At 70.6% G+C, this 22,920-nt stretch carries 24 protein-coding genes; 13 read left to right on the forward strand and 11 right to left on the reverse strand.

The window, feature by feature from the left end:
* The first annotated feature begins 279 nt into the window (after positions 1 to 279).
* Together OIE13_RS01520 and OIE13_RS01525 are read left to right on the forward strand one after the other, a co-directional pair.
* Positions 280 to 558 carry a peptide chain release factor family protein gene (locus OIE13_RS01520; RefSeq protein ID WP_326829437.1) on the forward strand — a complete coding sequence of 93 codons (279 nt, stop codon included), beginning with the start codon at positions 280 to 282 and terminating at the stop codon, positions 556 to 558.
* Between the two features lie 17 nt (positions 559 to 575).
* The gene (locus OIE13_RS01525) at positions 576 to 875 is read left to right on the forward strand and encodes a hypothetical protein (RefSeq protein WP_326643882.1); all 300 of its coding nucleotides are present in this window, start codon (positions 576 to 578) and stop codon (positions 873 to 875) included.
* 241 nt (positions 876 to 1,116) lie between these two features.
* On the opposite strand, the gene OIE13_RS01530 is transcribed toward OIE13_RS01525, so the two are convergent.
* From OIE13_RS01530 to OIE13_RS01545, 4 genes are all read right to left on the reverse strand, one after another.
* Complete coding sequence (locus tag OIE13_RS01530) at positions 1,117 to 1,998, reverse strand: hypothetical protein (RefSeq protein WP_326643880.1); 882 nt, start codon at positions 1,996 to 1,998, stop codon at positions 1,117 to 1,119.
* Between the two features lie 525 nt (positions 1,999 to 2,523).
* The gene (locus OIE13_RS01535; protein ID WP_442811654.1) at positions 2,524 to 3,585 is read right to left on the reverse strand and encodes an iron chelate uptake ABC transporter family permease subunit; all 1,062 of its coding nucleotides are present in this window, start codon (positions 3,583 to 3,585) and stop codon (positions 2,524 to 2,526) included.
* Complete coding sequence (locus OIE13_RS01540) at positions 3,566 to 4,381, reverse strand: siderophore-interacting protein (RefSeq protein ID WP_326643876.1); 816 nt, start codon at positions 4,379 to 4,381, stop codon at positions 3,566 to 3,568. The genes OIE13_RS01535 and OIE13_RS01540 overlap by 20 nt, the downstream gene beginning before the upstream one ends.
* The gene (locus tag OIE13_RS01545) at positions 4,378 to 5,187 is read right to left on the reverse strand and encodes an ABC transporter substrate-binding protein (protein ID WP_326643874.1); all 810 of its coding nucleotides are present in this window, start codon (positions 5,185 to 5,187) and stop codon (positions 4,378 to 4,380) included. The genes OIE13_RS01540 and OIE13_RS01545 overlap by 4 nt, the downstream gene beginning before the upstream one ends.
* An 82-nt stretch (positions 5,188 to 5,269) precedes the next feature.
* Here OIE13_RS01545 and OIE13_RS01550 point away from each other — a divergent pair, with 82 nt between their 5' ends.
* Complete coding sequence (locus OIE13_RS01550; RefSeq protein ID WP_326643873.1) at positions 5,270 to 6,091, forward strand: helix-turn-helix transcriptional regulator; 822 nt, start codon at positions 5,270 to 5,272, stop codon at positions 6,089 to 6,091.
* A 49-nt stretch (positions 6,092 to 6,140) separates the two neighbouring features.
* Here OIE13_RS01550 and OIE13_RS01555 read toward each other — a convergent pair whose 3' ends face one another.
* On the reverse strand, positions 6,141 to 6,494 hold the full coding sequence (locus tag OIE13_RS01555) for an rRNA adenine N-6-methyltransferase family protein (RefSeq protein WP_326643872.1): 354 nt from the start codon (positions 6,492 to 6,494) through the stop codon (positions 6,141 to 6,143).
* A 148-nt stretch (positions 6,495 to 6,642) separates the two neighbouring features.
* Here OIE13_RS01555 and OIE13_RS01560 point away from each other — a divergent pair, with 148 nt between their 5' ends.
* Positions 6,643 to 6,870, forward strand: coding sequence for an aldo/keto reductase (locus OIE13_RS01560; RefSeq protein WP_442811652.1), 228 nt, complete (start codon positions 6,643 to 6,645; stop codon positions 6,868 to 6,870).
* Positions 6,871 to 6,937: 67 nt separating this feature from the next.
* On the opposite strand, the gene OIE13_RS01565 is transcribed toward OIE13_RS01560, so the two are convergent.
* Positions 6,938 to 8,239: a GH1 family beta-glucosidase gene (locus OIE13_RS01565; RefSeq protein ID WP_326830257.1), complete on the reverse strand. Its 1,302-nt coding sequence runs from the start codon at positions 8,237 to 8,239 to the stop codon at positions 6,938 to 6,940.
* Positions 8,240 to 8,308: 69 nt separating this feature from the next.
* Here OIE13_RS01565 and OIE13_RS01570 point away from each other — a divergent pair, with 69 nt between their 5' ends.
* From OIE13_RS01570 to OIE13_RS01580, 3 genes are all read left to right on the forward strand, one after another.
* Positions 8,309 to 8,965 (forward strand): TetR/AcrR family transcriptional regulator, encoded by a 657-nt coding sequence (locus OIE13_RS01570; RefSeq protein WP_326643870.1) that lies wholly within the window; start codon positions 8,309 to 8,311, stop codon positions 8,963 to 8,965.
* Positions 8,966 to 9,033: 68 nt separating this feature from the next.
* Positions 9,034 to 9,417, forward strand: coding sequence for a MerR family transcriptional regulator (locus OIE13_RS01575; RefSeq protein ID WP_326643868.1), 384 nt, complete (start codon positions 9,034 to 9,036; stop codon positions 9,415 to 9,417).
* A gap of 251 nt (positions 9,418 to 9,668) precedes the next feature.
* Complete coding sequence (locus OIE13_RS01580) at positions 9,669 to 11,135, forward strand: peptidoglycan D,D-transpeptidase FtsI family protein (protein WP_326643866.1); 1,467 nt, start codon at positions 9,669 to 9,671, stop codon at positions 11,133 to 11,135.
* On the opposite strand, the gene OIE13_RS01585 is transcribed toward OIE13_RS01580, so the two are convergent.
* Positions 11,123 to 13,000 (reverse strand): ABC transporter ATP-binding protein, encoded by a 1,878-nt coding sequence (locus tag OIE13_RS01585; RefSeq protein ID WP_326643865.1) that lies wholly within the window; start codon positions 12,998 to 13,000, stop codon positions 11,123 to 11,125. The genes OIE13_RS01580 and OIE13_RS01585 overlap by 13 nt on opposite strands.
* 317 nt (positions 13,001 to 13,317) lie before the next feature.
* Here OIE13_RS01585 and OIE13_RS01590 point away from each other — a divergent pair, with 317 nt between their 5' ends.
* The 5 genes from OIE13_RS01590 to OIE13_RS01610 all read left to right on the forward strand — a co-directional run bounded on the left by OIE13_RS01590 (position 13,318) and on the right by OIE13_RS01610 (position 19,102).
* On the forward strand, positions 13,318 to 15,795 hold the full coding sequence (locus tag OIE13_RS01590) for an ATP-binding protein (RefSeq protein WP_326643863.1): 2,478 nt from the start codon (positions 13,318 to 13,320) through the stop codon (positions 15,793 to 15,795).
* 720 nt (positions 15,796 to 16,515) lie between these two features.
* The gene (locus OIE13_RS01595; protein ID WP_326643861.1) at positions 16,516 to 17,292 is read left to right on the forward strand and encodes an AMP-binding protein; all 777 of its coding nucleotides are present in this window, start codon (positions 16,516 to 16,518) and stop codon (positions 17,290 to 17,292) included.
* A gap of 86 nt (positions 17,293 to 17,378) precedes the next feature.
* A complete protein-coding gene (locus tag OIE13_RS01600) occupies positions 17,379 to 17,690 on the forward strand; it encodes a hypothetical protein (protein WP_326643859.1) in 312 nt (103 codons plus the stop codon).
* Between the two features lie 286 nt (positions 17,691 to 17,976).
* A complete protein-coding gene (locus OIE13_RS01605; RefSeq protein ID WP_326643857.1) occupies positions 17,977 to 18,813 on the forward strand; it encodes a pentapeptide repeat-containing protein in 837 nt (278 codons plus the stop codon).
* A 94-nt stretch (positions 18,814 to 18,907) separates the two neighbouring features.
* Entirely contained in the window at positions 18,908 to 19,102 is a 195-nt protein-coding gene (locus OIE13_RS01610) for a hypothetical protein (protein WP_326643855.1), read from the forward strand.
* A 443-nt stretch (positions 19,103 to 19,545) separates the two neighbouring features.
* Here OIE13_RS01610 and OIE13_RS01615 read toward each other — a convergent pair whose 3' ends face one another.
* Entirely contained in the window at positions 19,546 to 20,025 is a 480-nt protein-coding gene (locus OIE13_RS01615) for a hypothetical protein (RefSeq protein WP_326643853.1), read from the reverse strand.
* Positions 20,026 to 20,053: 28 nt separating this feature from the next.
* Between OIE13_RS01615 and OIE13_RS01620 the strand changes: the two genes are divergently transcribed.
* A complete protein-coding gene (locus tag OIE13_RS01620; protein ID WP_326643852.1) occupies positions 20,054 to 20,272 on the forward strand; it encodes a winged helix-turn-helix transcriptional regulator in 219 nt (72 codons plus the stop codon).
* Between the two features lie 17 nt (positions 20,273 to 20,289).
* On the opposite strand, the gene OIE13_RS01625 is transcribed toward OIE13_RS01620, so the two are convergent.
* The 3 genes from OIE13_RS01625 to pcaB are packed head-to-tail and all read right to left on the reverse strand — an operon-like array spanning position 20,290 to position 22,866.
* Positions 20,290 to 21,111, reverse strand: a complete 822-nt coding sequence (locus OIE13_RS01625; protein WP_326643850.1) for an IclR family transcriptional regulator domain-containing protein — start codon at positions 21,109 to 21,111, stop codon at positions 20,290 to 20,292.
* Positions 21,095 to 21,517, reverse strand: a complete 423-nt coding sequence (pcaC, locus tag OIE13_RS01630; RefSeq protein WP_326643849.1) for a 4-carboxymuconolactone decarboxylase — start codon at positions 21,515 to 21,517, stop codon at positions 21,095 to 21,097. The genes OIE13_RS01625 and pcaC overlap by 17 nt, the downstream gene beginning before the upstream one ends.
* A complete protein-coding gene (gene pcaB / locus OIE13_RS01635) occupies positions 21,517 to 22,866 on the reverse strand; it encodes a 3-carboxy-cis,cis-muconate cycloisomerase (protein WP_326646879.1) in 1,350 nt (449 codons plus the stop codon). Before pcaB ends, pcaC begins: the two co-directional genes overlap by 1 nt.
* Positions 22,867 to 22,920: the final 54 nt, after the last annotated feature.

Here is a 22,920-nt window from a genome sequence, read left to right on the forward strand (position 1 = left end):
CGTATGGCCATCATCCGCTCCCCGAGCCATGCGTCTGGCCGAGAGCAGGGAAGCGACACCAGGAGAACGCGACCCGGCGTATCGGACAGCTCCACCGCAAAGGTCAGCGGGCCCCAGCTGTTCCCCTGGCAGACGTGGGCTTACGACGGACCCACCAGCGGTAGACGATGCCATCCACCGTGATGAGCCGTGAGCCCTTCTTGGGGATCGCCATGAGACAGCCTCCTGCTCCGTTCCGTCCTTGTTCCGTGGGAGCGCCGAAACCGACGACGCCGTGCGTTGGGGATCGCTCAACCGGCGGTACGGGCGACCCGCCGGCCCTCGGGGGTCGTCGTCGTGGTCGACACCGAGCGGCAGTTCAGCCTCAACCGCCGCATCGCCATGCGGCTGCTGCGACAGCGCATCGAGGACGGCGACGAGACCGCGGGGCGCGCCGTCACCACCGCCCGCTGGCGCGTTCACGATGAGCTCGTACGCGGCAACCCCACCCGCATCGAACGCCCGGAAATGCCGAAGCAGGACCTGGCTTCACAGGAGCAAACGCGCCGACGACCGTGACAGTCCACCCGACCATAGTGATCGGCAAGCTGCTCGGCCTGCACCCCAACACCGTCGAACGCTGGGCGATCCTGGATCGCGGTGCCCCTGGTCTCTTGCAGCGACTGCGAGCTGAACGCTACGACCGCACGTTCTTCGTCGTCGATGTGACGTTCGCCTACGATCCCGGCGACTTCCTGGACGGCGGCTGGTTTGGAGCGTTACGAACTGCTGCCGTGTCTCTGCGGACGACGACCGCGGGGGTATCCGGCTTGAGGCGTGGGACGACGTACCCGAGGAGCAGCGCGAGCCTTGGGCGGACGTCGCCTCAGGTATGACGGATCAGATCTCGATGTTCTGCGCTGCCGGGCTTCCGACCTGCGGTGATCTCGTTGTAAGCCTCTCTCAGGGCACATTGCCCCGCCGCCCACACGTCTTCGATGACCCGCCTCATCCGGTCCTCGCCGGAGGGCGTCAGGTGCGGGTAGGTCCGCGTGCCCGAGGAGGTCGGCCGCAGCCTTGACGGAACTTGGAGATCTTCCATGACCGGCGGGCCGTTCTCGTGATCGCCAGGGTGCCCTAGGTGTTCTTGGAGTCTGTCGGAATGGGGATGTTCTGCATGCGGATGTACTCCAACAGATCATCTTCGTCGATGACCTCGTCGGCGGGCGGGGCGGTGACGACGAGCCGGCATCCCCAGTCGGTGTAGCGCGTGTCGCTCCGCTTGACCAGCGGCTCTTTTCCCTCTCCCACGGTGTCGGTGGTGGTCAGGCGCTTGAGCAGACCGTCACGGTCGGCCCAGAGTTGCCAGGAGACCTTCCCCTTGCTCTTCTTGCCGATGGGCTGCCCCGAGGTCCAGCTGATGAGGGCGCTCCTGGAAACCCTGCTCAGCTCCTTGTAACTCATGGTGCCCCGGTAGAGGAAACCACCGGAGACGGGCTTGCTCGCCGAGCGCTTCAGCACGGCCTTCAGCATGGACAGGTCGTACACGTTGATCGGCTGCAGGCTGGCGTCCCAGGCCATGTCCCGGCTCATGCCTCCCCTGTGGTTGTTCGGGAACCGGATCCACTTCTTGCCATCCGGGACCGGTCCGGGATACCGGTCGGCGTCGTCGTACACGTCTTTGCCGACGCGGATCACCCGGTAGGGGGCCGACTTCTTGGACGGGAGCCCCTTGCCCCTCGGCTGGGAAAGATCCCACCAGGTGAAATCTGCAGCCACCGGGCCCGATGGGGCGAGCTGGAGACTACCGCTGATCCGGGTCCCGCTCCCGGAGACCTTCGACTTCTTACCGAAGAAGTAGCGGCTGGTCTCGGAAATCCGAACGCCATGCTCGTTTCGGAACTGCTTTTTGAGTGTGCGCGCCGGATCAGGGGCGCCTGCCTGTGCGGCGGCGGGACTCATGGCAGTCGGCACGGACGCGATCAGTACGGCGACAGCCAGGGCGGACCATCGTCTCATGGGGCATTCGTCCTTGTTGTTGAGCTTTTTAGGCATTCGACGGAGAAGTGAAACTTAGCTGAGATGGTAACGGGCAGACCTTGCCCGCTTCGACGTTCGGCCCTGTGCTTTCTTTCATGGCGGGCGGCAGCGCCGAGCACGCGTGCGATGAAGCGGGGCGATGCTTGAACCCCTGGCACCACGCTCGATCCTGCTGACGGAAGCGCTGACAGCACCCCTGGACAGGGATGGACGCCGACAGAAAACGATCAAGAGATTGGGGTCTGCGAGCAGGTCTTGGGGATGCCGGTGGACGATCTCGAACTGGCTATGGATCTCAATGTCAGGCTTTTAAGGTCGTGTGGGGTGCTCGCCTGATGTGGCAAAGACGATCATTTGAGAACGGATGCCGATTGGGGGTTGAAGCGGTGTAAGTGAAGCGCCCTGGACTCGATCGGGGGATGGCGTCGGTGTCCTATTGGAAACCACCTGGTAGGGGCATGGTGACGCGGGGTTTCCGTGTTCGGGCCGCCTGGCGGGTGAAGGTCAGGCGGTCGGCACCACCATGGGGGTGCCGGTCACCGGGTCGGGGACGACGACGCAGGGCAGGTCGAAGACCTCCTCGATGAGCGCGGCGTCGACGATGTCGGCGGGAGCTCCCTCCGCGACGACGCGGCCGGCCTTCATGGCCACGAGGTGGTCGGCGAACCGGCAGGCCTGGTTGATGTCGTGCAGTACCGCGATGACCGTGCGCCCCTCGTCGCGCAGCCGCGCGAACAGCTTGAGCAGCTGGTACTGGTGGGTGATGTCGAGGAACGTGGTGGGCTCGTCGAGCAGCAGGTAGGGCGTCTCCTGGGCCAGCACCATCGCGACCCAGACGCGCTGGCGCTGGCCTCCGGACAGCTCCTCGACGCCTCGCTCGGCCAGTTCCGTGACGCCGGCCGCGGCCATGGCCTCCCGCACCGCCCGCTCGTCCTCGGCCGACCAGGTGGACAGTAGGGCGATGCCGATCGCCAGCAGCGGGATGGTGTGCGACATCTGCTCGCGGCCGGCCAGCGCCCCGACGGACCAGAAGCGGAACCGGTCGAAGACGTCGGGCAGCATCAGGCGCATGCCGAGCGAGAGGCCCGCGAGCACCGAGCTGAGGGCGACGCCGGCCAGGACGAGCCGGAGTGGGGAGGTCCGGCCGACGGAGTAGACCAGCAGCACCGCGAGCACGGAGCCGGCGAACGCGAGCATCAGCTGCGCGGACTGCGACCCCGCGAGGCCGAGCGCGCCGCCCAGGTTGATGGCGAAGCCGGCGCCGGCGGTCACCCCGAGGATGCCGGGTTCGGCCAGCGGGTTGCGGGTCAGCGTCTGGATCAGCGCGCCCGAGGCGCCGAGGGCGGCACCGACGAGGATGCCGAGGATCGTGCGCGGCACCCGGACATCGCGGATGATCAGATGATCGTCACTGCCGGCGTAGTCGGCGAAGGCACGCCAGATCTCGGCCGGTGCGATCGCGCGCGTTCCGACACTCACGCCGGCCACCGCCACCACAACGAGCAGTGCGAGGGCCGCGAGGAGGATCGCGGCCCGCGCCGGTAGATCAGTCCTCAAGCCCGGCAACTCCGCGCTTCCAGTATCCGGTGAACAGCGAGTCGAGCCGTCCCGCGCCCCATGAGCGCAGCGGCTTGATGTCGCACGCCTCCCCGGCCGCGAACAGGAAGGTCCGCTCCTCGGGCAGGGGCAGGGAGCGCACCGTCTCCGCGAGCGAGGAGCGGGTGCCCTCGCGGACCAGCCGGACGACCTGCACCCCTTCGCGCGCCGCGAGCGGGTAGGCGTGCTCGGCGGCGTCGTCGGTCTCGATCACGACCTGGGCCGAGACGTCCGCCGGGGACTCCTCCAGCCAGCGCGCGACCGCGGGCAGCGCGGTGGCGTCGACCGCGAAGACGTAGTGGCCGTAGTTGTGCGGGAACGCCTTGGCCCCCGGCGGACCGGCGATCGTGAGCTCGTCGCCCACCTCGGCGGCGACCGCCCACGCCGACGCGATCCCGCCCTCGTGGAGCACGAAGTCCAGGTCGAGCTCGGCGGCCTCGGCGTCGTACCGCCGCACCGTGTACTTGCGCGTGGTGGGCATCGGCTTCGGCCAGTCGAGCTCCAGGTGGTCGTTGGCGACCGGGGCGCGGTGGGTGCCGTCCGGATCGGGGAAGACGATCTTGATGTGGTCGTCCGCCTGGTAGGTGTGGAATCCTTCGAGCCCGGGGCCGCCGACGGTCAGCCGGAGCAGGCGCGGGGTCACGTACTCACGCGCGAGCACCGAGACGGTGCGGACCCCGATCGGGTAGCCGATACGCGCGGTGCCGGTCCCGGTCCGGTGGTGGGCGGCGACGCGCCCCCTCGGGTCGAGGCGGTCGGCGCTCATCGGCCGAGCAGCGGCGCGAGCGCCTCGTCGATGGAGTCCAGCGTCTTGACGGCCGAGCCGTATGTCGCCGCCTCGGTGTAGCGCAGCGGGAAGACCTTGCCGGCCTTGACCGCGGGCAGGTTCTTCCACAGCTTGGAGTCGAGGACGTACCGCACCGGCTCGCTCACCGAGCCGTCACTCTCCAGCGTGTACGTGACGGCGTCGGCCTCGGCGAGGCTCTCCGGCAGTTCCTCGATCGAGGGGTACTCGCTGACGTCGAGCGCGCCGCCGCCCTTCTCCTTGACCTCGCCGTAGTAGGTCACGCCGATGTCGGAGGCGATGTTGGTGCCCCACGACCCGGCGAACTCGCGGTGGAACGTTCCCTTGGCGATGTCGCCGTAGGCGCCGACGTGGCCGAACTTCACACCGTCGAGAGCGCTCCGGTACTTCTCGGTGAGCTCGGCGGTCCTCTTCTCGTACGCCGCCTTGGCGGTCTCGAAGTCGCCGAGGCGACCCGCGGCGTCGGACTGGCGTCGCGACAGCTCGCGCCACGCGGAGGGGACGGTCGGGCCGATGACGACGACCGGGGCGATGGACTCCAGCCGCTTCATGTCGAGATCGGCGAGGGCCGGCTTCGGGACGCCGATGACGATCAGGTCGGGCTTGGCCTTGGCGACGGCCTCGTAGTTGGTCTCGGCTGCCGTCTCTCCGGCGACCTTTTCGAGGCCGTTGTACGTCGCGAGGTCCTCCTCGGTCATCATCGCCAGGCCGCGTCTCCAGCCGGAGATGCCGACCAGAGGGGCGTCGGCCTCGATGAGTGCAGGCACCGCGTACCCGGTCGCGACGACGCGCTTGGGGTCGGCGGGGATGGTGATCTCGCCGTTGTCGGCGGGAGGCCATCCAATGTCGATGGGAAGTCACTCTGCGACCGGTGCCGGCCACTTCGGGACCGATCCGCTCTGGTGCGAGGAGTACGGCTACGGCCTGGGCACGCTCACCGGCGTCCTCGTGCTCAAGTACCGTTCGGCGGCCGTGCTCGAATTCGGCCAGAGCAGGCAGGACTTCCTGCACCAGCTCTACTGGTCGCCCGACGGCGTGCTCTCGACCCGGCACGGTGCCGACGCACAGTTCGTGGGCGCGCGGGAGGCGTTCTGGGCCCACCGCGCGGTGAGCCACGAGGTGCGGGCGGCGGGCCGGCAGACCGTGTACCGGGTCTGCCTGCGCCAGGTGCCCGAGGCGCTCGGCGGGCTGCGGGCCGGCGCGGTGTCCATCGACGACGAGGCGGCGCGGCTCGTTCAGGCGATCGCCCGACCGGGGTACGACGAGCGGGAGGCGCTCGTCGCCCGCGAGCGCATCATGGCCGGACTCGGTGCGTCGACCCGTGAGTTCGTCGGCCACCACGCCACCGGCACCGGTTTCGCGATGACCGTCGCCCGCACGCTGTCGCACGACCCCGGCGATCCCGTCCGCCTCGACGAGTGGGCCGAACGGCTGCACGTCAGCGTCAAGACGCTGCAGCGGGACTTCGTGCGCGAGTTCGGCATGTCCTACTCGCAGTGGCGCACCAAGCTGCGCCTGCGCGCCTCGCGGGTGCTGCTGGAGACCCAGCCGGTGGCCGAGGTCGCCCGCCGTGTCGGATACGCGACCCCCTCGGCCTTCATCGCGGCCTTCGCGAAGGAGTACGGATGCACGCCCGGCAGGTACGCTCCGCGCGAGGCCGACTCGGCCTGACCGGGAGGGAGACCGCACACCGCCCGGGTCCGGGCGGTGTGCGGGTGTGTCAGCGGAGCAGCTCGAAGAGCGTCAGCCACCGGTCGGGGTGGACGAACGCCACCACAGTGTCGCGGTCCACTCCCGCCTCCGTTTTGCCCGCGTGTCGCGGGTCGATCTCGTAGGCCACGACCCTTGCGCAGCTTTCGGCGAGGGCGAGGGTGAGCGCACCCTCGCCCGCGCCAGGCTCCAGGAGCAGCCCGTGCGATCCGGCCGCGGCGGCCATCTGCCCGACGGCGTGCGGATCGACGAGGAAGTTCTGCGAGAGGGTACGTCTGGCCAGGTCGCGGTCACCGCGACCGCCGCTGTTCCTTACCTTTCTCTGGGTGTGTGAATGGTTTCCGTGCGCGAAGGAGTGCGCCACAGCCGTCGCCCTTTCGGGTCCGAGGTGAAAAAGGTCTCGGAAAGGCCCTGGGCGCGCATTGGGGACGCGTGCGGAACGGAGAAGAGGTGACGCGTCCCTAGCGGGCCAGAGCCCGGCTGCCGCGAGGACGGATCACGTAGCCGACCATATGATCGTCGCCATCGCCGGGAAGTACGGCAAGACCCCGGCCCAGATCGTCCTGCGCTGGCACCTCGACCTGGGCAACGTCGTCATCCCCAAGTCGGTGACGCCGTCGCGGATCAGGGAGAACCTCGACGTCTTCGACTTCGCCCTCACGGACGAGGACATCGCCGAGATCGCCAAGCCGGACGCCGGCACCCGCGCCGGGCCCGACCCGGACACCTTCAACCGCTGAGTGCGTCCGCTCGCCCGCGCCGTGGCGGTGAGGTCCGCGGCCACGGCACGGGCGGGTGTCGGATGTCCTAGCCCTGTGAGATCCGCCGGCGTAGCCACTCGTAGGAGGCCTTCGGGGTGCGCCTGCCCGTGGGGAAGTCGACGTGGACGAGTCCGAAGCGCTGGCTGTAGCCCTCGGCCCACTCGAAGTTGTCCAGCAGGGACCAGACGTAGTAGCCGCGCACGTCCACCCCCTCCGCCCGCGCCCGCTCGACGGCCCCGATGTGGCCGTCGAGGAAGTCGATCCTGGCCTGGTCGTCGACCGTCCCGTCAGGGCCAGGCTCGTCGGGCTGGGAGCAGCCGTTCTCGGTGACGTAGACCGGCGGGAGGGCGTCGCCGTACCGGGCCCGGAGGCCGACCAGCAGCTCGCGCAGACCGTCGGGGGCGACGGGCCAGCCGAAGGCGGTGGTGGGGTAGCCGGTGACACCCGCGTCGGAGAAGGGGAGGCCCTCGCCGGTGGGCGCGGCGATCCGGGTGGGGTTGTAGTAATTGATACCGATGCCGTCGAGGGGCGCGCCGATCAGGTCCAGGTCACCGTCGCGGACACAGTCCAGGCTCACCCCGTACGCCGACAGGTCGGGGTAGGTGCCCAGCAGCAACGGGTCGTTGAACAGGCGGTTGTGCAGGATGTCGTAGGCGTCGGCGGCGGCCAGGTCGGCGGGGTCCGCGGAGGCGGGCCAGACCGGGGTGCAGTTGTTGGTGATCAGGACCTTCTCCGCACCGAGCGCCCGCAGCTCCCCCGCGGCCAGGCCGTGCCCGAGCAGCTGGTGGTGGGCGGCGGGGAGCGCGTCCAGGGCCAGGGTCCTGCCGGGGGCGTGGGTGCCCAGCGCGTAGCCGAAGACCAGGTGGACGAAGGGCTCGTTCAGAGTGATCCACATCGGGATCCGGTCGGCGAGCCGGTCGGCCACCGCCGCGGCGTACTCGGCGAAGCGGTAGGCGGTGTCGCGGTTCAGCCAGCCGCCCTCGTCCTCCAGGGGCTGGGGCAGGTCCCAGTGGAACAGCGTGGCCGCCGGGACGATGTCCCTCTCGTGGAGCGCGTCGGTCAGCCGGTCGTAGAAGTCCAGGCCCGCCTGGTTGATCGCGCCCCTGCCGTCTGGCTGGACGCGCGGCCAGGCGATGGAGAAGCGGTAGGAGTTCACCCCGAGACCGGACAGCAGCTCGATGTCCTCGCCCCAGCGGTGATAGTGGTCGCAGGCCACGTCGCCGGTGTCGCCGCCGCGGACGCGGCCGGGCTCGTGGGTGAAGGTGTCCCAGATCGAGACGCCGCGCCCGTCCTCGGCGATGGCGCCCTCGATCTGGTAGGACGCGGTCGCCGTACCCCACAGGAACATTCCGGCCTCCAAGTGCATGAGTCTGGCTCATGTTAACCGTCGCGCCTGCTTGTGGGGGATGATGGGGAGATGACGAACGTCTCCGGGGGAACGCTTCGCCGCCGCCCTGCCCAGCGCCGCAGCCTGGAACGGGTTGAGCGCATGCTGGACGAGTGCGCGCGACTGCTGGACGAGGTCGGCTACGAGGCACTGACCACCAAGGAGGTCGCGCGCCGCGCGGAGGTGCCGATCGGCACCTTCTACCAGTTCTTCCCCGACAAGCAGGGGCTGGTGCGCGCGCTGGCGCTGCGCAACCTGGAGGCGTTCCTCGGCAGGGTCACGGCCAGGCTCGCGGAGGTACGGCTCTCCAACTGGACCGAGATGGTCGACCTCGCGATCGACGAGTTCGTCGCGATGAAACGGGCCACGCCGGGGTTCGCCGTCGTCGACTTCGGAGAGGTGCTCGCCGCGCCCGGCGGGCCGGTGGTCAAGGGGACCGACCGGATGCTCGACGCCGTGCTGGAGAACAACGTCATCGTGGCCGACCGGCTCCGTGCGATCACCGTGGAGCTGCTCGGCGCCCCGATAGGCCCGGAGCTGGACCGGGCGCTCTTCGTCGCGGTCGAGGCGGCCGACGCGGTGCTCAAGCTCGCCTTCCGCTCCCTGCCGGACGGGGACCCCGAGCTGATCGCCGAGTGTAAGCACCTGGTCCGCCGCTACCTGTCGGCGCACCTGCCGCAGGAATGATCCCGGGGGCCGGATCCCGATGGTCCTTCACTTGACCTGGAGTGGGCTCCAGGTGGCATGCTGCCCGAGTGAGTGTGTACACACCGGGACAGGTGGTAGAGGAGACCGGCTTCAGCCTCGACACGCTCCGCTACTACGAGCGGATCGGGCTGCTTGAGTCGATCGACCGCAACGCGGCCGGACAGCGCAGGTTCACCGAGAAGGACGTCGGCTGGCTCGGCATGATCCGCTGCCTGCGCGACACCGGCATGCCGATCGCGGAGATGCTCCGTTTCGCCGAGATGACCAGGGCGGGCGACCACACGGTCCGCGAGCGGATCGCGCTGCTCGAAGCCCACGACCGGCGGGTACAGGGGCAGGTCGACAACCTGCGTGAGAGGCAGGTGGCGATCCGGAACAAGATCGCGTACTACCACTCGGTGGTCGGCCGGCCACTGCCTCTCCGAACCTGACCGGTGGTGGTCGGCCACTGCCAACCGGTGGTGGTCGGCCACTGCCTCTCCGAACCTGACCGACTCTCTCCGGGTCGAGACGCCCGCTCCCTGACGGGAGCCTCCCGGCCGACGTTCGGTGCGGGGCCACTGGAAGCCGTACGGCGGTAAATCCTACGGCTTATTGGTCGATCGGAACCCGTACGGCGGCTTTGCCGCTGGTCGAGGCACCCTTTTCGGTCCGGCTGTTAAACCGGTATCGGGGAGGGGCCATGGTCGCACCGCGCGCACGCCGGATCAACATCCCGCTGCGGCACGTCGCCCTGATGTGCGGGGGGATGCTGTTCGCTCTCCTCGCCAACGTGACCTACCTTCAGGGCCTGGACTCCGAGCGGCTCAACGAGGACCCGCGCAACCAGCGGACGATGATCGCTCGCTTTCACAGCCCCAGGGGTCGGATCCTGCTCCACGACGGCACGGTCATCGCGACCAGCCGCAAGGCTAAAAGCGCCACGTACCGGTATCGGCGCTCCTACCCTGGAGGCCCGCTCTACGCGGCGATCACCGGGCACTTCTCGCTCCACGGCAGCGGGGGCATCGAGCAGGCCGAGGAGGCTCTGCTCTCGGGAAGCGACCCCCGGGTGAAGGTGCGCGGGCTGGTCGGCGGCACCCGTGGCGGCGCCACGCTCCGGCTCACCGTCGATCGCGGTGCCCAGCGGGCCGCCTACGACGGGCTGCGCGCCACCGGAAAGCCCGGTGCCGTCGTCGCGCTCAATCCCCGCACCGGCGCGATCCTGGCCATGGTCTCGCTGCCCTCGTACGATCCGAACCTGTACGCGAGCTTCGACACGGCCAAGCTCGACCGGGTCTACAAGCGGTTGCAGGGTGATCCCGCGGACCCGCTGCTGAACCGGGCGATCCAGCGGAACTATCCGCCGGGATCCACCTTCAAGGTCGTCACCGGTGCGGCGGCGCTCCGCTCCGGGCGGTACGGCCCCGGCACCCGGGTCAGCGCCCCGGTATTCCTGCGCCTCCCCGGCACCGGCACCTACCTGCGCAATTTCGGCGGCCGTAGCTGCGGCAACGGCAACCCGCCGCTGCTCCAGGCGTTCAAGCTCTCGTGCAACACCCCCTTCGCGAAGATCGGGGTCGACCTCGGCCAGGACGTGTTGCGCGAGCAGGCCGAGGCGTTCGGGTTCGACACCGACGACCTGGAGATACCGATGCCGGTGGCCAGGAGCGTCTACCCTCCCGTGTTGGACGACGCGCAGACCGCGATGTCGGCGCTTGGCCAGTTCGACGTCCGGGCCACTCCGCTCATGATCGCGATGATCGCGGCGGCCGTGGCCAACGACGGTTCGCTGATGCGCCCCCACCTCGTGGAGGACGTACGTCTCGCCGACGGCACGGTGATCGACGAGGTCGAGTCGTCGGCGTACCGCCGCGTGTTCGGCGCCGAGGAGGCCGAACGGCTCACCCTGATGATGGTCGCCGCCACCGGGAAGGGGGGGACCGGCGCCGCCGCGGCCATCCGGGGGGTGAAGGTCGCCGGCAAGACCGGCACCGCGGAGAACTCCGCCAAGGGCAAGGACCACGCGCTCTTCACCGGCTTCGCCCCGGCCGTCTCCCCCCGGGTCGCCGTGGGGGTCCTGGTCGAGGGCGGCGGGTCAGGCGGGCAGGTGGCGGCGCCCATCGCCAGAGCCGTCATGGAGGCGGTCCTGGGCGGTCAGGCCGAGTAGGCCCTGGCCTGGAGGCCGTAGAGGTCGGCGTACAGCCCGTCGAGGTCCATGAGCTCTTCGTGGGTGCCGTGCTCGACGACCTTGCCGTGGTCCAGGACGTAGATCCGGTCGGCGTAGCGGACGCTGGCCAGCCGGTGGGTGATCAGCAGGACGGTGCGCCCGTCGGCGTGCTGCCGGATGCGTTCGAACAGGGCGTGCTCGGCACGGGCGTCCAGGGCCGCGGTGGGCTCGTCGCAGATCAGCAGCGGAGCGTCCCGATGGAAGCCGCGGGCCACCGCGATCCGCTGCCACTGGCCGCCGGACAGCTCCTGGCCGTCCTTGAAGCGCCGGTCGAGCAGGGTGCTGTAACCGTGCGGCAGCTCGGCCACCACCTGGTCGGCGCCCGCGACCTCGGCCGCCGCGACGAGCGCGGGCTCGCCCTTGTCGGTGCCCATGCTGATGTTGTAGCGGGCGGTCAGCGGCCAGCGGGTGTGGTCCTGGGCGATGACCGCGATGCGGTGTCGCAACTCGTCGGGATCGACACCGGCCAGATCGGTGTCGTCCCAGCTGACCCGGCCGCCGTCCGGCTCGTACAGCCCGGACAGGAGCTTGGCCAGCGTGGTCTTGCCCGAGCCGTTCTCCCCGACGAGGGCGACCACCTCGCCCCTGTCGATGCGCATCGTGAGCCCCCGGAGCGCGGGGACGGCGGAGCCCGGGTAGGTGAAGACGACGTCCTCGGCGGTGATCCGCTCGAAGCTCTCCGGCGCCCGCGCCGGGCGCCCGGAGGGTAGTCTGCGCTCCGCCTCCGCGCAGAAGTCGAGGAAGTCGGTGAAGTACAGCCCCTCCTCGTAGAGGCGGTTCGTGGCGTACATCAGGTTGGCCAGATAGGTCTGGCCCGAGCGGATGGCCAGCACGGCGGTGCCCGCCACCGCCAGCGGGACCGCGCCCATCGCGAGCAGCACGCCCAGGGCCACGTAGACCACGGCGGTGCCGACCCCGCCCAGTGCCTCGCCGACGACCTTCGCGAGCACCTGCCGCCGAGCCAGGCCGAGCATGACCGTCTGCTCGGCGGTGGCCACCGCGTCGTACATCCGCATCAGGAAGCCGCGCATGGTGAACGAGCGCACCTCGGCGGCGGGTTCGCGCTCCGCGAGCAGTTCCGCGATGATCCACTTTCGGCGGCGGGCGGGGATCAACGCGTACATGGTGGTGTAGCGCATGCGCGCGGAGCGGACCGCGGCCCAGGCGTCGGGCAGCACCGCCAGCACCAGCAGCGGCAGCAGGACCGGGTGGAGCACCCCCAGCACGCCCGCGGCGGCGACGATGCCGATGATCGCGGTCAGCGCGTTGATGGCCGTGGCCACCACCTCGTCCGCCATGGACACCCCGCGCGCCCTGGCCCGCTGGAGCGTGTCGTGGAAGTCGGGGTCGTCGAAGGCCGCCAGGCCGACCTGGCTGGTCAGCCCGTACAGGCGCTCCTCGGCGATCCGGCCGACCTGGGGCTCCAACCGCGACTGAGCCCAGCCCGCGCCCGCCTGAGCGAGGGTACGCAGGGCCGCGGCCACGCCCACCAGGATCAGGCTCGGTAAGGCGGCCCGCACTCGCTCGGGGGTCGGGCCCGCCTCGAACAGCGCCGACAGCACCCCGGTCGTGGCGAGCAGCCCGAACGCGGTGAACACCCCGCCGAACAGGCTCAGGGTGATCGCGACGGAGGTGTCACGAGGGCTGGCCAGCCAGGCCAGCCTGACGGCCTGCGACACCAGTGCGGGCAGCCTGCGGGCGATGGTTAGGAAACCGACCTTCGCCATCTTGTCGGTGTGCGCGTACCACTCGGAGAGGCTGAGCTCGCCAAGCTCGGGGGCCGGATCGGTGGGGGAGTCTGCCATGCGAGCAGTGTGAGCCGCCGCACCGGCGATGGCCATCGAATGGCCGGTTACGGTCGACGTCGCCTCGTATTCGAACCGCCACCGTCCCCGGCCGGACCGTCGGTCACTTTCGGAATCACATCAAATGCGGAGCGTCATGATTCTCGATGGATCGCCGTCCCGAGGCGGGGTGAGCGGTCACGGCCGAGTGGCGGGTGAGGCGGAACGTGCCGGGACGGGATGATCTGTAGGCCGGAAATGGTCTAAGACTGGGCATGGTTCGGTAATTGATGTCACACTTTCTGTGACGGTTCTACCCGCGACCTCTTTAAGAGCCGATGACCCAGGACACCGCACACGCTTCCCTCACCGGAGGCAACCTGCCTCTCGAACCCAACGGCTTCGTGGGGCGTGAAGCCGACGTGGAAGAACTCGCAGACCTGCTGAGCGTCGCCCGGGTGGTGACGCTCTGCGGGGCGGGCGGCATCGGCAAGAGCAGGCTGGCGGTCCGGGTCGCGACCCAGCTGGCGGGGGAGTTCCCCGGTGGTTCCTGGCTGGTCGAGCTGGCCGACGCGGTGCCGGGCGACCTGATCGAGCCCCGGGTGGCCGCCGTGCTCGGGGTCAAGGCCGAGCCGTCCCGCGCGCTGGCCGACACCCTGATCGACGCGCTCGGCGAACGGCGGCTGCTGCTGGTCATGGACAACTGCGAGTCGCTCATCGAGGAGTCCGCCAGGTTCTGCCGCGCCGTGCTCACCGTCTGCCCGGACGTGCGGGTGCTCACGACCAGCCGCGAGCCCCTGCGGGTGGCAGGGGAGACCGTGTGGCGGGTGCCGCCGCTCAGCCTGCCCAGGGGCGAAGGCCGTGACGTCGGCGCCAGCGAGGCGGTGCGGCTCTTCGTCGACCGTGCCACCGCCGCCTCGCGGGGCTTCGCCATGACCGAGCAGAACGCGGCGGACATCGCCGGGCTCTGCGCGGCGCTCGACGGGATGCCGCTCGCCATCGAGCTCGCCGCCGCCCTGTGCAGGGTGCTGACCGTGGAGCAGATCAACGCCAGGATCCAGGACCGGTTCCGGCTGCTGTCGGTGGGCGACAGAACGGCCCCGGCCAGGCAGCAGACGCTCCGGGCGACGGTCGACTGGAGCTACCAGCTGCTCAACGAGCCCGAGCGGATCCTGCTGCGGCGGTTGGCGGTCTTCACCGGCGGGTGGACGCTCGACATGGCCGAGCAGGTCTGCGCGGGCAGCGCTCTGCGGGCCGAGGACGTCCTGGGGGTGCTCTGCGACCTGGTCGACAAGTCGCTGGTCCTGGCCGACGCCGAGGTCGCGGGCGAGACGCGATACCGCATGCTGGAGACGATCCGCGAGTACGCCGCGGAGCAGCTCGAAGCCTCCGGCGAGGAACCCGAGTTCCGGCGGCTGCACCGCGACCACATGATCGAGCTCGCCGCCCGGATCCACCAGACGATAGTCCGGCGGCCCCGGCCCACCTGGACCGAGATCTGCCCGATGCTGGTCATGCTGGACGAGCTGCAGGCCAACGTCTGGGCGGCGGTGCGCTGGTCCGTCGAGGCCGCGAGCGACCCGGAGAGCGCGCTCCGCCTTCTGGTGCTGCTCCGCTGGCCGATCATCGCCGGGGGGAGGTTCACCCCGACCGACAAGTGGCTCGACCGCCTGCTCGACACCGCGCCCGAGGAGCTGGCGCCGTACGTGCGCGGCGACGCCCTCGCGCTGCGCGGGCAGGTGGCCTTCGGGCAGGGCGACCCGGACACCGCGCAGATCGCCTGCACCGCGGCGGTCGAGCTGTGCCGCGAGACGGGCCTGCCCGGGCCGCTCAGCGGCGCGCTGGCCATCCTCGCCTGGGTGGCGATCTACCAACGCCGCCCGGAGAGGGCCAGGTCCCTGCTGGACGAGGCACTGGAGGCCGTGCACACCGTCGACGACCCGTGGCACGAAACGGTCATCCGCTCCATGGAGGGCACCTTCGCGCTGTCGGAGGGCAGGGCGAAGGAATCGCAGCGCTCCTTCGAGGCCGCGCTGGCCATCGCCCACGAGCTCGACAACCACTGGGCCGCGCCGGTGGCCCTCATCGGCCTGGCCCAGGTCGCCTGGCTCCGCGGCGACCTGGCGGAGGCCCGCGCCCACTACGAGCGCGCCCTCGACATGCTCCAGGACATCACCGCCCACTGGCAGTCCATCACCTGCCTGTCAGGTCTTGGCCGGATCGCCCTGGCCCAGGGAGACCTCGTCACCGCGCGGACCAGGCTGATCGAGAGCCTGCGGCTCTGCATCGGGACCGGGCAGCGGCTCGGCGTGGCCCGCCGGATCGAGACACTCGCCCAGCTCGCGCTCGCCGAGGAGGACGACCGCAGGGCGGTGCGCCTGGCCGGCGCCTCCGCCGCGATCAGGAGCGCGATGAGCGGAGCCGTGCTGCCGCCCGGGTTCGGGGCACGGATGGAGGAGCTGCTCCAGCCCGCCCGGGTGCGCCTCGGTGACGTGCTGGTCGCCCAGCTGTGGGCGCACGGCCAGGAGATGTCCCAGGAGCGGGCGGTCCGCTACGCGCTCCAGCTCGACGAGCCGTACGAGACGCCCGTCCTGCTCGGCAAGCCTCCGGTCGCCGCCCCGCTGACCACGCTCACCTGCAGAGAGGCGGAGATCGCCGAACTGATCGCCAGGGGAATGAGCAACAGGGCCATCGCCGACGAGCTGGTGATCAGCCCCGCCACCGCGGCCAGGCACGTCGCCAACATCCTGGCCAAGCTCGGCTTCTCCTCCCGTACGCAGGTCGCCACCTGGGTCGTCGAGCAGAACCGTCCTTAGCGCGGTGTTCGTTCACGCTCGCCGGGCACGGCGGCGCGCCACCTCGGAAGACACCCCCGGGCTGGGACCGCCCGGGAATCCGGTGCGGATTCCCGGCCATCGCTTCCCGGCCGCCACCGCCCGGCCACCGCACCGGCCCGCACGCTCGGCTCGGGCCACTACATACCTCGGGCTACACATGTGCGGGCGTGAAGATACATCTCGGGATACCTAGTCCGGAGTATGTTCCGGGGCCGCCGCTCGCCGTACGTTTTCCTGGTGTTCGACCGATGACGTCCAGCCTTCCGCACCGTGCCGGTCACAGTTCCGGTCCGGGACGGCAGGTCCACACCATCCCGGACGTCTCGGTCGAGCACGTTGCGGACGTCGCGTGTCCCGGTAGACGGTGAGGTCCCCTCGGAGGGGTGGGGGCCGGAGCCAAGGGCCGCACGCGGCAGCGGGCTCGAGTCGCGCAGGGCTCGGGCCCGCCTTCCGTTTCCGGGACATCGTTTCCGGGACATCGTTTCCGGGACACCGCTTCGGAGGCGCTGTTTTTTGGGGAACTGTTTTCCGGGGGCGCTGCTCTCTGGGGCGCTGCTCTCTGGGGCGCTGCTCTCGGGGGCGCTGCTTTTCCAGGGGAGTGCGGCTCGGGGCGTCACGGGGCGTCACGGGGCCGAATACACAGTCATCTACATACATCTGTCGATGCCCCTGTGGACAGGCCGCCCTACCCTCATCGGAATGAGACCCACCTCGCCGTCCACCAGCTGCACACTCACCGAGGCGGTGTTCGGCTACGCGCACGGGCGAGGTGATCGGCCGGCACTGATCGACCTCGGCGCGGGAACGGTGTACGGCTACCGCCGGTTGGCCGCGGAGGTGACCCGAGGAGCCTCGGGCCTGGTGCGGCGGGGGGCACGGCGGCGTCAGGTGGCCGGGATCCACGTGGACAGCGCGGTGGCCCAGACGCTGGCGGTGCACACGGTCATCGCGGCCGGAGGGGTGGCGGCGCCGATCACCTCGGGGTGTGAGGAGATGGCCGACCTGCTGGCCGAGTGGGAGGCGCGGCTGCTCATCACCACCCCGCGCCTGGCGGACGCCTCGTTGCGGGCCGTGGAGGACTCACGGGTCCGGCAGGTGATCGCGTTCGGCCCGGCCCGCGACACCGTCGACTTCGCCGACCTGCTGCTCCTGGAGCCCGTCCCGCTGCCCTTCCTCGACCCGGCGGTGCAGCCCGCCCTGCTGATCGAGGACGGAGGGGTGCTCACCCACCAGGATCTGATCACGCGGATGGGCCTGCTCGACAGGGGCGCCGAGCTGGAGAAGTCCGACGTCCTCCTGGTGACCTGGCCACTGAGGTGCAGCCTGGCCCTGACCACCCTGATCGGGCTGGCGTTGATGCGCGGCTCCCTGGTCGTCGTGGCCCCGGGCCTCTCACCCGAGGAGCTGGCGGCGACCATTCATGACTTCGGCGTCACCGTCGTGGCACTTTCCGACGGGGCGGTCCAGCGCGTCTGAGCTGTTCGCCGGAGCCGTCCCGGTGTTCACGACGGGCCGAAGACGATCCCCACGTAGGAGTCGGCCCGTAGCCGCCGGGCCGCACGGTGGGTCACGCCGTTCGGCTGCGCGCCCTCTCGCCGCTTCGACCATTCGCGCTATGGCTCATCAAGCCGGAGGAGGCCCGGGCTTTCCTCCGGGAGGAGATGGAATACCACCGGGCGCGACTGCGGGGCATGCGGGTCCTGAGGAAGGGACTCGATCTCAGCCGGCCCGCCGACCGGGCGTCCCTGCTCGGCCTCGAAGCCGGCATCCGGCGCCTGGAAGCGATGATCTCCTGGGCGGAATGGGCGATCGATGTGGTGGCGACCTGGCCGGCGGACGCCGACGCCGCGACCGGCGAGAGGGAATCAGGCTGAGGCGCCACCGCCCAGTGCGGCTGGACGGTTCACTCTATTTTCGTGTCAGACCCGTACGGGAGAGGCCTCATGAGGAAGCGTCGAGGGCCGGTGAGCGGCCGATCAGGGAGTCGCCCAGGGGGGTGCGGTGGTAGAGGACGGTGCGGCCGGAACCGTGGTAGGAGCCTTGGCGTATGCGGGGCGCTCGCCGCCGGCCAGGACGGGCTCGGAACATCGGGCGGCCTGCGGTCGGCGAGAATGGAGATTCGTTCGGAACGTCCCACCTCGCGGTAGGAGATCATCTACGTTGTCCCAGAAGCGCGAAGTCCCCTCGGCCGTCGGAGACAGTGCCCGCCTGCGGGCCGACTGTGCGAACTGCTTCGGGCTGTGCTGTGTCGCGCTGCCCTTCGCCGCCTCGGCCGATTTCGCGATCGACAAGGACGCGGGGAAACCGTGCGTGAACCTGCGGGCGGACTTCCGCTGCGGCATCCACGCGAACCTCCGCGAGCGGGGCTTTCCCGGCTGCACGGTCTTCGACTGCTTCGGCGCGGGACAGCAGGTCTCCCAGATCACCTTCGGCGGACAGGACTGGCGGCAGGCTCCGGGCACCGCCGGGAAGATGTTCGAGGTGTTTCCCGTCATGCGGCAGCTCCACGAGCTGCTCCGGTACCTGACCGAGGCACTGGCGCTGCCGCAGGCCCGCCCCATCCACGATGATCTCCGTCACGCGCTGGACGACACCGAACGCCTCACGCACGGCAGTGCGGAAACGCTCGCGAAAACGGACGTGGCAATGGTCCGTCAGGGTGTCAACGCCCTGCTGCTCCGCACCAGCGAGCTGGTACGGGCCGAGGTGCCCGGCCGCAAGAAGAATCACCGGGGAGCCGATCTCATCGGGGCCCGGCTCAAGGGCGCCAACCTGCGGGGGGCCAACCTGCGCGGGGCCTACCTCATCGCGGCCGACCTGCGGAACGCCGACCTGCGTACGGCCGACCTCATCGGGGTGGACTTCCGTGACGCCGACCTGCGCGGTGCCGACCTCACCGGGAGCATTTTCCTCACCCAGGCCCAGGTCAACGCGGCCAGGGGAGACGCCGCGACCAAGCTGCCCGCCGCACTCACCCGCCCCGCGCACTGGTCCTAAGCAGGGAGTTCCCCCGAGCCCCGGGGGATGAGCCTGGTCGGCAGCTCGACCCTCTCGGGAGTGCCGTGGTCGCCCGACAGGCGGCGGCGACAGCGTGGCGGCGATCCGGCAGTGGGCCGCCCGGACCTCGCAAGCGGTGTTGGAGCGGCTGGGTGCCTACCGTGATCCGTTCACCGGCCGGTTCACCGTGCCCAGCGAACGGACCTTCCGCCGGGTCCTGGCCGAGCTGGACGCCGACGCGCTGGACGCGGCGATTCCACCGCCGCCAAACACGGTGTCGACGTCATGACGACGATCCGCGACGCGTTACTGGGCCGCGCCTGGATGCCGCCCGACCCGGCATCGACCTGACCCCGGTTACCGTCCGCGATGACTCATCTTTAAGGACGATCACATAGCGCGAGCATGCAACCCCGGAATGCGCTGGACGTGAATGCTTACGACAAGAGACGATGCGAGAGGTATTAGCCCCACGCGAGGACACGGTGATCAACGAGCGGGGCCAGGGACATCGCCGCGCTCCTACGTAGCCCCATCGGGCCAGGACGCCGTCGGCAGCCCTGGGGGTCCCCGACCGGCGTGGGGGCATGAGATATCTCCTGGCTCCCACGGCCGTTGTCCGGTTGCGGGGGGTCGGTGCTGGTCATGGTGTGGGCCAGGGCCGGTTGCCACATCATCCAATCGGCGTCGCCTTCGGTGATCGAGTGGTGAAGGTCGTCGATGAGCTCCGGGTCAGGACGTGGTGGCCCGTACCGCGTCGGCCGGCGATGTGCCGGGCCGGCCGATCAGGCGGCCGAGGTCGTCGCCGGGGGTGTCGAGGTCGCCGCGCGCGGTGGCCTCGTCCAGGGAGGCGACGAAGTGGGCGGTGCCCTCGTCGAGGCCGGCGGACTGGAGGACGCCGGCCAGTTCGGGGACCGTGATGTCGCGGTACACGACCTTCGTCCCGGTCACCTCGGTGATCGTCGCGGCGAGCTCCTCCATGGTGAACGGTGTGCCGCCCAGCTCGTAGACGGCGTTGTCGTGCCCCTCGTCGGTCAGTACGGCGGCAGCGGCGGCGGCGTAGTCGGCCCGGGTGGCGGCGGCGATCCGCCCGTCGCCGACGGCCCCGAGGATCTCGCCGCGCTCAAGGTACTGGCCGAGTTGACCGGTGTAGTTCTCGGTGTACCAGCCGTTGCGCAGCAGGGTGAACGGGACGCCGGACTCGCGCAGCACGATCTCGGTGGCCTTGTGCGTGGCGGGTGTGAGCGAGAAGATGCTGGCGCAGACCCTGCAGACCCTTGAACGGGACGGCATGGTCACCCGCGAGGTCCTCACGGTGATACCCGCCCGGGTGGAATACTCCCTGACCCCTCTCGGAGCCCGTGTCGCCGAGCGCCTGCGCGACCTCGCGGACCTACTCGAAGGCTCCGTGGGCGAGATCGGCGCGGCGCGCGAGGCGTACGACAGCCGCCAGGCGTGACCGCGGGCGGGAACGACTCAGGACGTTTCTCTCCAGGATGTCCGGGTGGTGCTTCCCGCCATCCCGGCCGCGTGTAGATCGGCCTCAGCCCGGGCGGCCGCCGCGAGCAGCGAAGGCAACAGGTCACGGCGGGCGGACTCGGGGGTCGTACGGCTCGCGTGGGAGGAGATGTTCATCGCGGCGGCCACCCGGCCGGAGCGATCGCGGATCGGCACGGCGATCGAGCGCAGCCCCTCCTCCAGCTCCTGGTCGACCATCGCCCAGCCCTGGGAGCGGACCCTGTCCAGCTCGGCTCGGAGCGCATCGGAGGTCGTGATGGTTTTTGGAGTGAACCTGCGCAGTTCGGCGCGTTCCAGGTAGGCGTCCAACTCGTCCGGGGGCAGCCAGGCGAGCAGCACCCGGCCCATCGAGGTGCAGTGGGCCGGGAAGCGGGTGCCGATGTTGATGGTCACCCGCATGATCCGGGTGGTGGCCACCCGGGCCACGTAGACGACGTCCTCGCCGTCGAGCACGGCCACCGACGCCGACTCGCGCACCTCGGTGACCAGCCGTTCGAGGTGCGGCTCGGCCATCTCGGGCAGGGAGAGGCCGGACAGGTAGGCGTATCCGAGGTCCAGGACGCGGGGGGAGAGCGCGAACAGCCGCCCGTCGGTCCTGACGTAGCCGAGGTCGACGAGCGTCAGCAGGAACCGCCGGGCCGCCGCCCTGGTCAGGCCGGTCGCGCGGGCGACCTCGCTGAGCGTCAGCTCGGGGCTCGTCGCGCTGAACGCCTTGATCACCGAGAGCCCGCGCGCCAGCGACTGCACGTGGTCGGAGCCGCGGTCAACCGGTTCGATCATCGCCGTCCTCCTCGTTCCGATCGAACTCCAGTGCCGCCCGTGCCACCGCGAACGCCCGGTTCGCGGCGGGTACGCCAGCGTAGATCGCGGTCTGCAGCAGCACCTCCTTGATCTCCTCTTCGGTGAGACCGACGCGGAGCGCGGCCCGCACGTGCATGGCCAGTTCGTGCTCCTGCCCGAGCGTGGCCAGCATGGCGAGGGTGATGCAGCTGCGGGTGCGCCGGTCCAGGCCGGGGCGGGTCCAGATCTCCCCCCAGGCGTACCTGGTGATGAAGTCCTGGAAGTCGGCGGTGAACGGGGTGGCGCTCGCGGTGGCGCGGTCCACGTGCTGGTCACCGAGCACGGCCCGGCGCGTCGCGTCCCCGGCCTCCCAGCCGTTCGTGTCCCTGGTCTCACCCGTGCTCATCACATCTCCTCGGGCGTGGGGCGTCGGCCGCTGTTCTCGTGGGCGGCGAGCGCCCGGTCGACGAAGGCGGCGGCGGAGCCCAGGGCACCCGCCGGGTCGAGGGCCGCGTCGATCTCCTCGGCGGTCAGCGAGACGCCGGGATCGGTGAGCAGGACCTCTCGCAGCGCCAGGCCCTCGGCGGCGGCGCGGGCGCAGGCGGCGTCCACCAGCCGCCGGTGCTGCGGAGTGCCGCCGAGCCGGACGACCACCTGCTCGGCCATCAGCAGCCCCCGGGTCGCGTCGAGGTTGGCGCGCATCCTGGCGGTGTCCACGGTCAGGCCCTCCAGCACCTCGCGTAGCCAGCAGGCGGCGCTGCCGGTGAGCCGGAGCAGCTCGCCCAGCGTCTCCCACTCGGCCTGCCAGGGGCCGGCCGCGCGCTCGTGCTCGGCGACCATGCCGCCGAGGAGGGAGGCGACCAGCCCGGGTACCCGCTGGACGCAGGCGAGTACCGACATCGAACCCACCGGGTTCCGCTTGTGTGGCATCGCGCTGGAGGTACCCCGTCCGGGCCCGGTGGGCTCGGCGACCTCCGCCACCTCGGTCTGGGCCAGCAGCTTCACATCGTTCGCGATCTTGCCGAGCGTCCCCGCGACGGTGCCGAGCGCGCAGGCGAGCCGGACGACCGGGGTCCGGTCGGTGTGCCAGGGAACGACCGGCTCGGCCAGGCCGAGCTCGGCCGCGAGCAGCGGCGGCACCTCGTGGCCCCGCTCGCCGAGGACCGACAGGGTGCCCGCCGCCCCGCCGTACTGGGCCGGCAGCGGCACCCGCGCCAGCTCGGTCCGGGAGCGGTCCAGCGCGCTCAGCCAGCCCGCCACCTTCAGCCCGAACGTGATCGGTACGGCGTGCTGGCCGACCGTACGGCCGGCCATGACGCTGCCGCGGTGCTCGGACGCCAGTCGCGCGCACGCCCCGGCGCAGGCGGACAGGTCGGCCAGGACCGGGGCCAGGGCGCGGCGGGAGAGCAGCATCGCCGCGGTGTCGTTGATGTCCTGGCTGGTGGCGCCGTAGTGCACGAACCGTCGCAGGCCGGGCTCGACCCGCGCCCGCAGGGCGGCGACCAGGCCGATGACGGGGTTGCCGCTCCGGGCCGCCCCGGCGCCCAGCTCGGCGAGGTCGTAGAGCTCGGGACGGCAGGCCGCGGCCACTGCCGGGGGCACCTCGGCGGGGACCAGCCCGATCCCGGCCTGCGCGGCGGCCAGCGCGGACTCGACGTCCAGCATGGCGGCCAGCCACGCGACGTCCGACACCTGTGCGGCGGCCCCGCCCCTGGCGAACATCCCGGAGAACAACCCGGCGGCGGGAGCGGACATGGTCACCTCCGGATGGTTCGAATGTCGTTCACGGCGGACCAGAAGCCGACGCCC

It is taken from the genome of Streptosporangium sp. NBC_01810 (assembly GCF_035917355.1).
Classification (GTDB): Bacteria; Actinomycetota; Actinomycetes; order Streptosporangiales; family Streptosporangiaceae; genus Streptosporangium.

Excerpts from the sequence above, each read along its gene's own strand:
- OIE13_RS01625 (WP_326643850.1), bottom strand. The coding sequence starts at position 21,111 with ATGATCGAACCGGTTGACCGCGGCTCCGACCACGTGCAGTCGCTGGCG.
- OIE13_RS01595 (WP_326643861.1), top strand. The coding sequence starts at position 16,516 with ATGAGACCCACCTCGCCGTCCACCAGCTGCACACTCACCGAGGCGGTG.
- pcaB (WP_326646879.1), bottom strand. The coding sequence starts at position 22,866 with ATGTCCGCTCCCGCCGCCGGGTTGTTCTCCGGGATGTTCGCCAGGGGC.
- OIE13_RS01580 (WP_326643866.1), top strand. The coding sequence starts at position 9,669 with ATGGTCGCACCGCGCGCACGCCGGATCAACATCCCGCTGCGGCACGTC.
- OIE13_RS01590 (WP_326643863.1), top strand. The coding sequence starts at position 13,318 with ATGACCCAGGACACCGCACACGCTTCCCTCACCGGAGGCAACCTGCCT.
- OIE13_RS01560 (WP_442811652.1), top strand. The coding sequence starts at position 6,643 with ATGATCGTCGCCATCGCCGGGAAGTACGGCAAGACCCCGGCCCAGATC.
- OIE13_RS01585 (WP_326643865.1), bottom strand. The coding sequence starts at position 13,000 with ATGGCAGACTCCCCCACCGATCCGGCCCCCGAGCTTGGCGAGCTCAGC.
- OIE13_RS01540 (WP_326643876.1), bottom strand. The coding sequence starts at position 4,381 with ATGAGCGCCGACCGCCTCGACCCGAGGGGGCGCGTCGCCGCCCACCAC.
- OIE13_RS01530 (WP_326643880.1), bottom strand. The coding sequence starts at position 1,998 with ATGAGACGATGGTCCGCCCTGGCTGTCGCCGTACTGATCGCGTCCGTG.
- OIE13_RS01570 (WP_326643870.1), top strand. The coding sequence starts at position 8,309 with ATGACGAACGTCTCCGGGGGAACGCTTCGCCGCCGCCCTGCCCAGCGC.
- OIE13_RS01550 (WP_326643873.1), top strand. The coding sequence starts at position 5,270 with ATGGGAAGTCACTCTGCGACCGGTGCCGGCCACTTCGGGACCGATCCG.
- pcaC (WP_326643849.1), bottom strand. The coding sequence starts at position 21,517 with ATGAGCACGGGTGAGACCAGGGACACGAACGGCTGGGAGGCCGGGGAC.
- OIE13_RS01565 (WP_326830257.1), bottom strand. The coding sequence starts at position 8,239 with ATGTTCCTGTGGGGTACGGCGACCGCGTCCTACCAGATCGAGGGCGCC.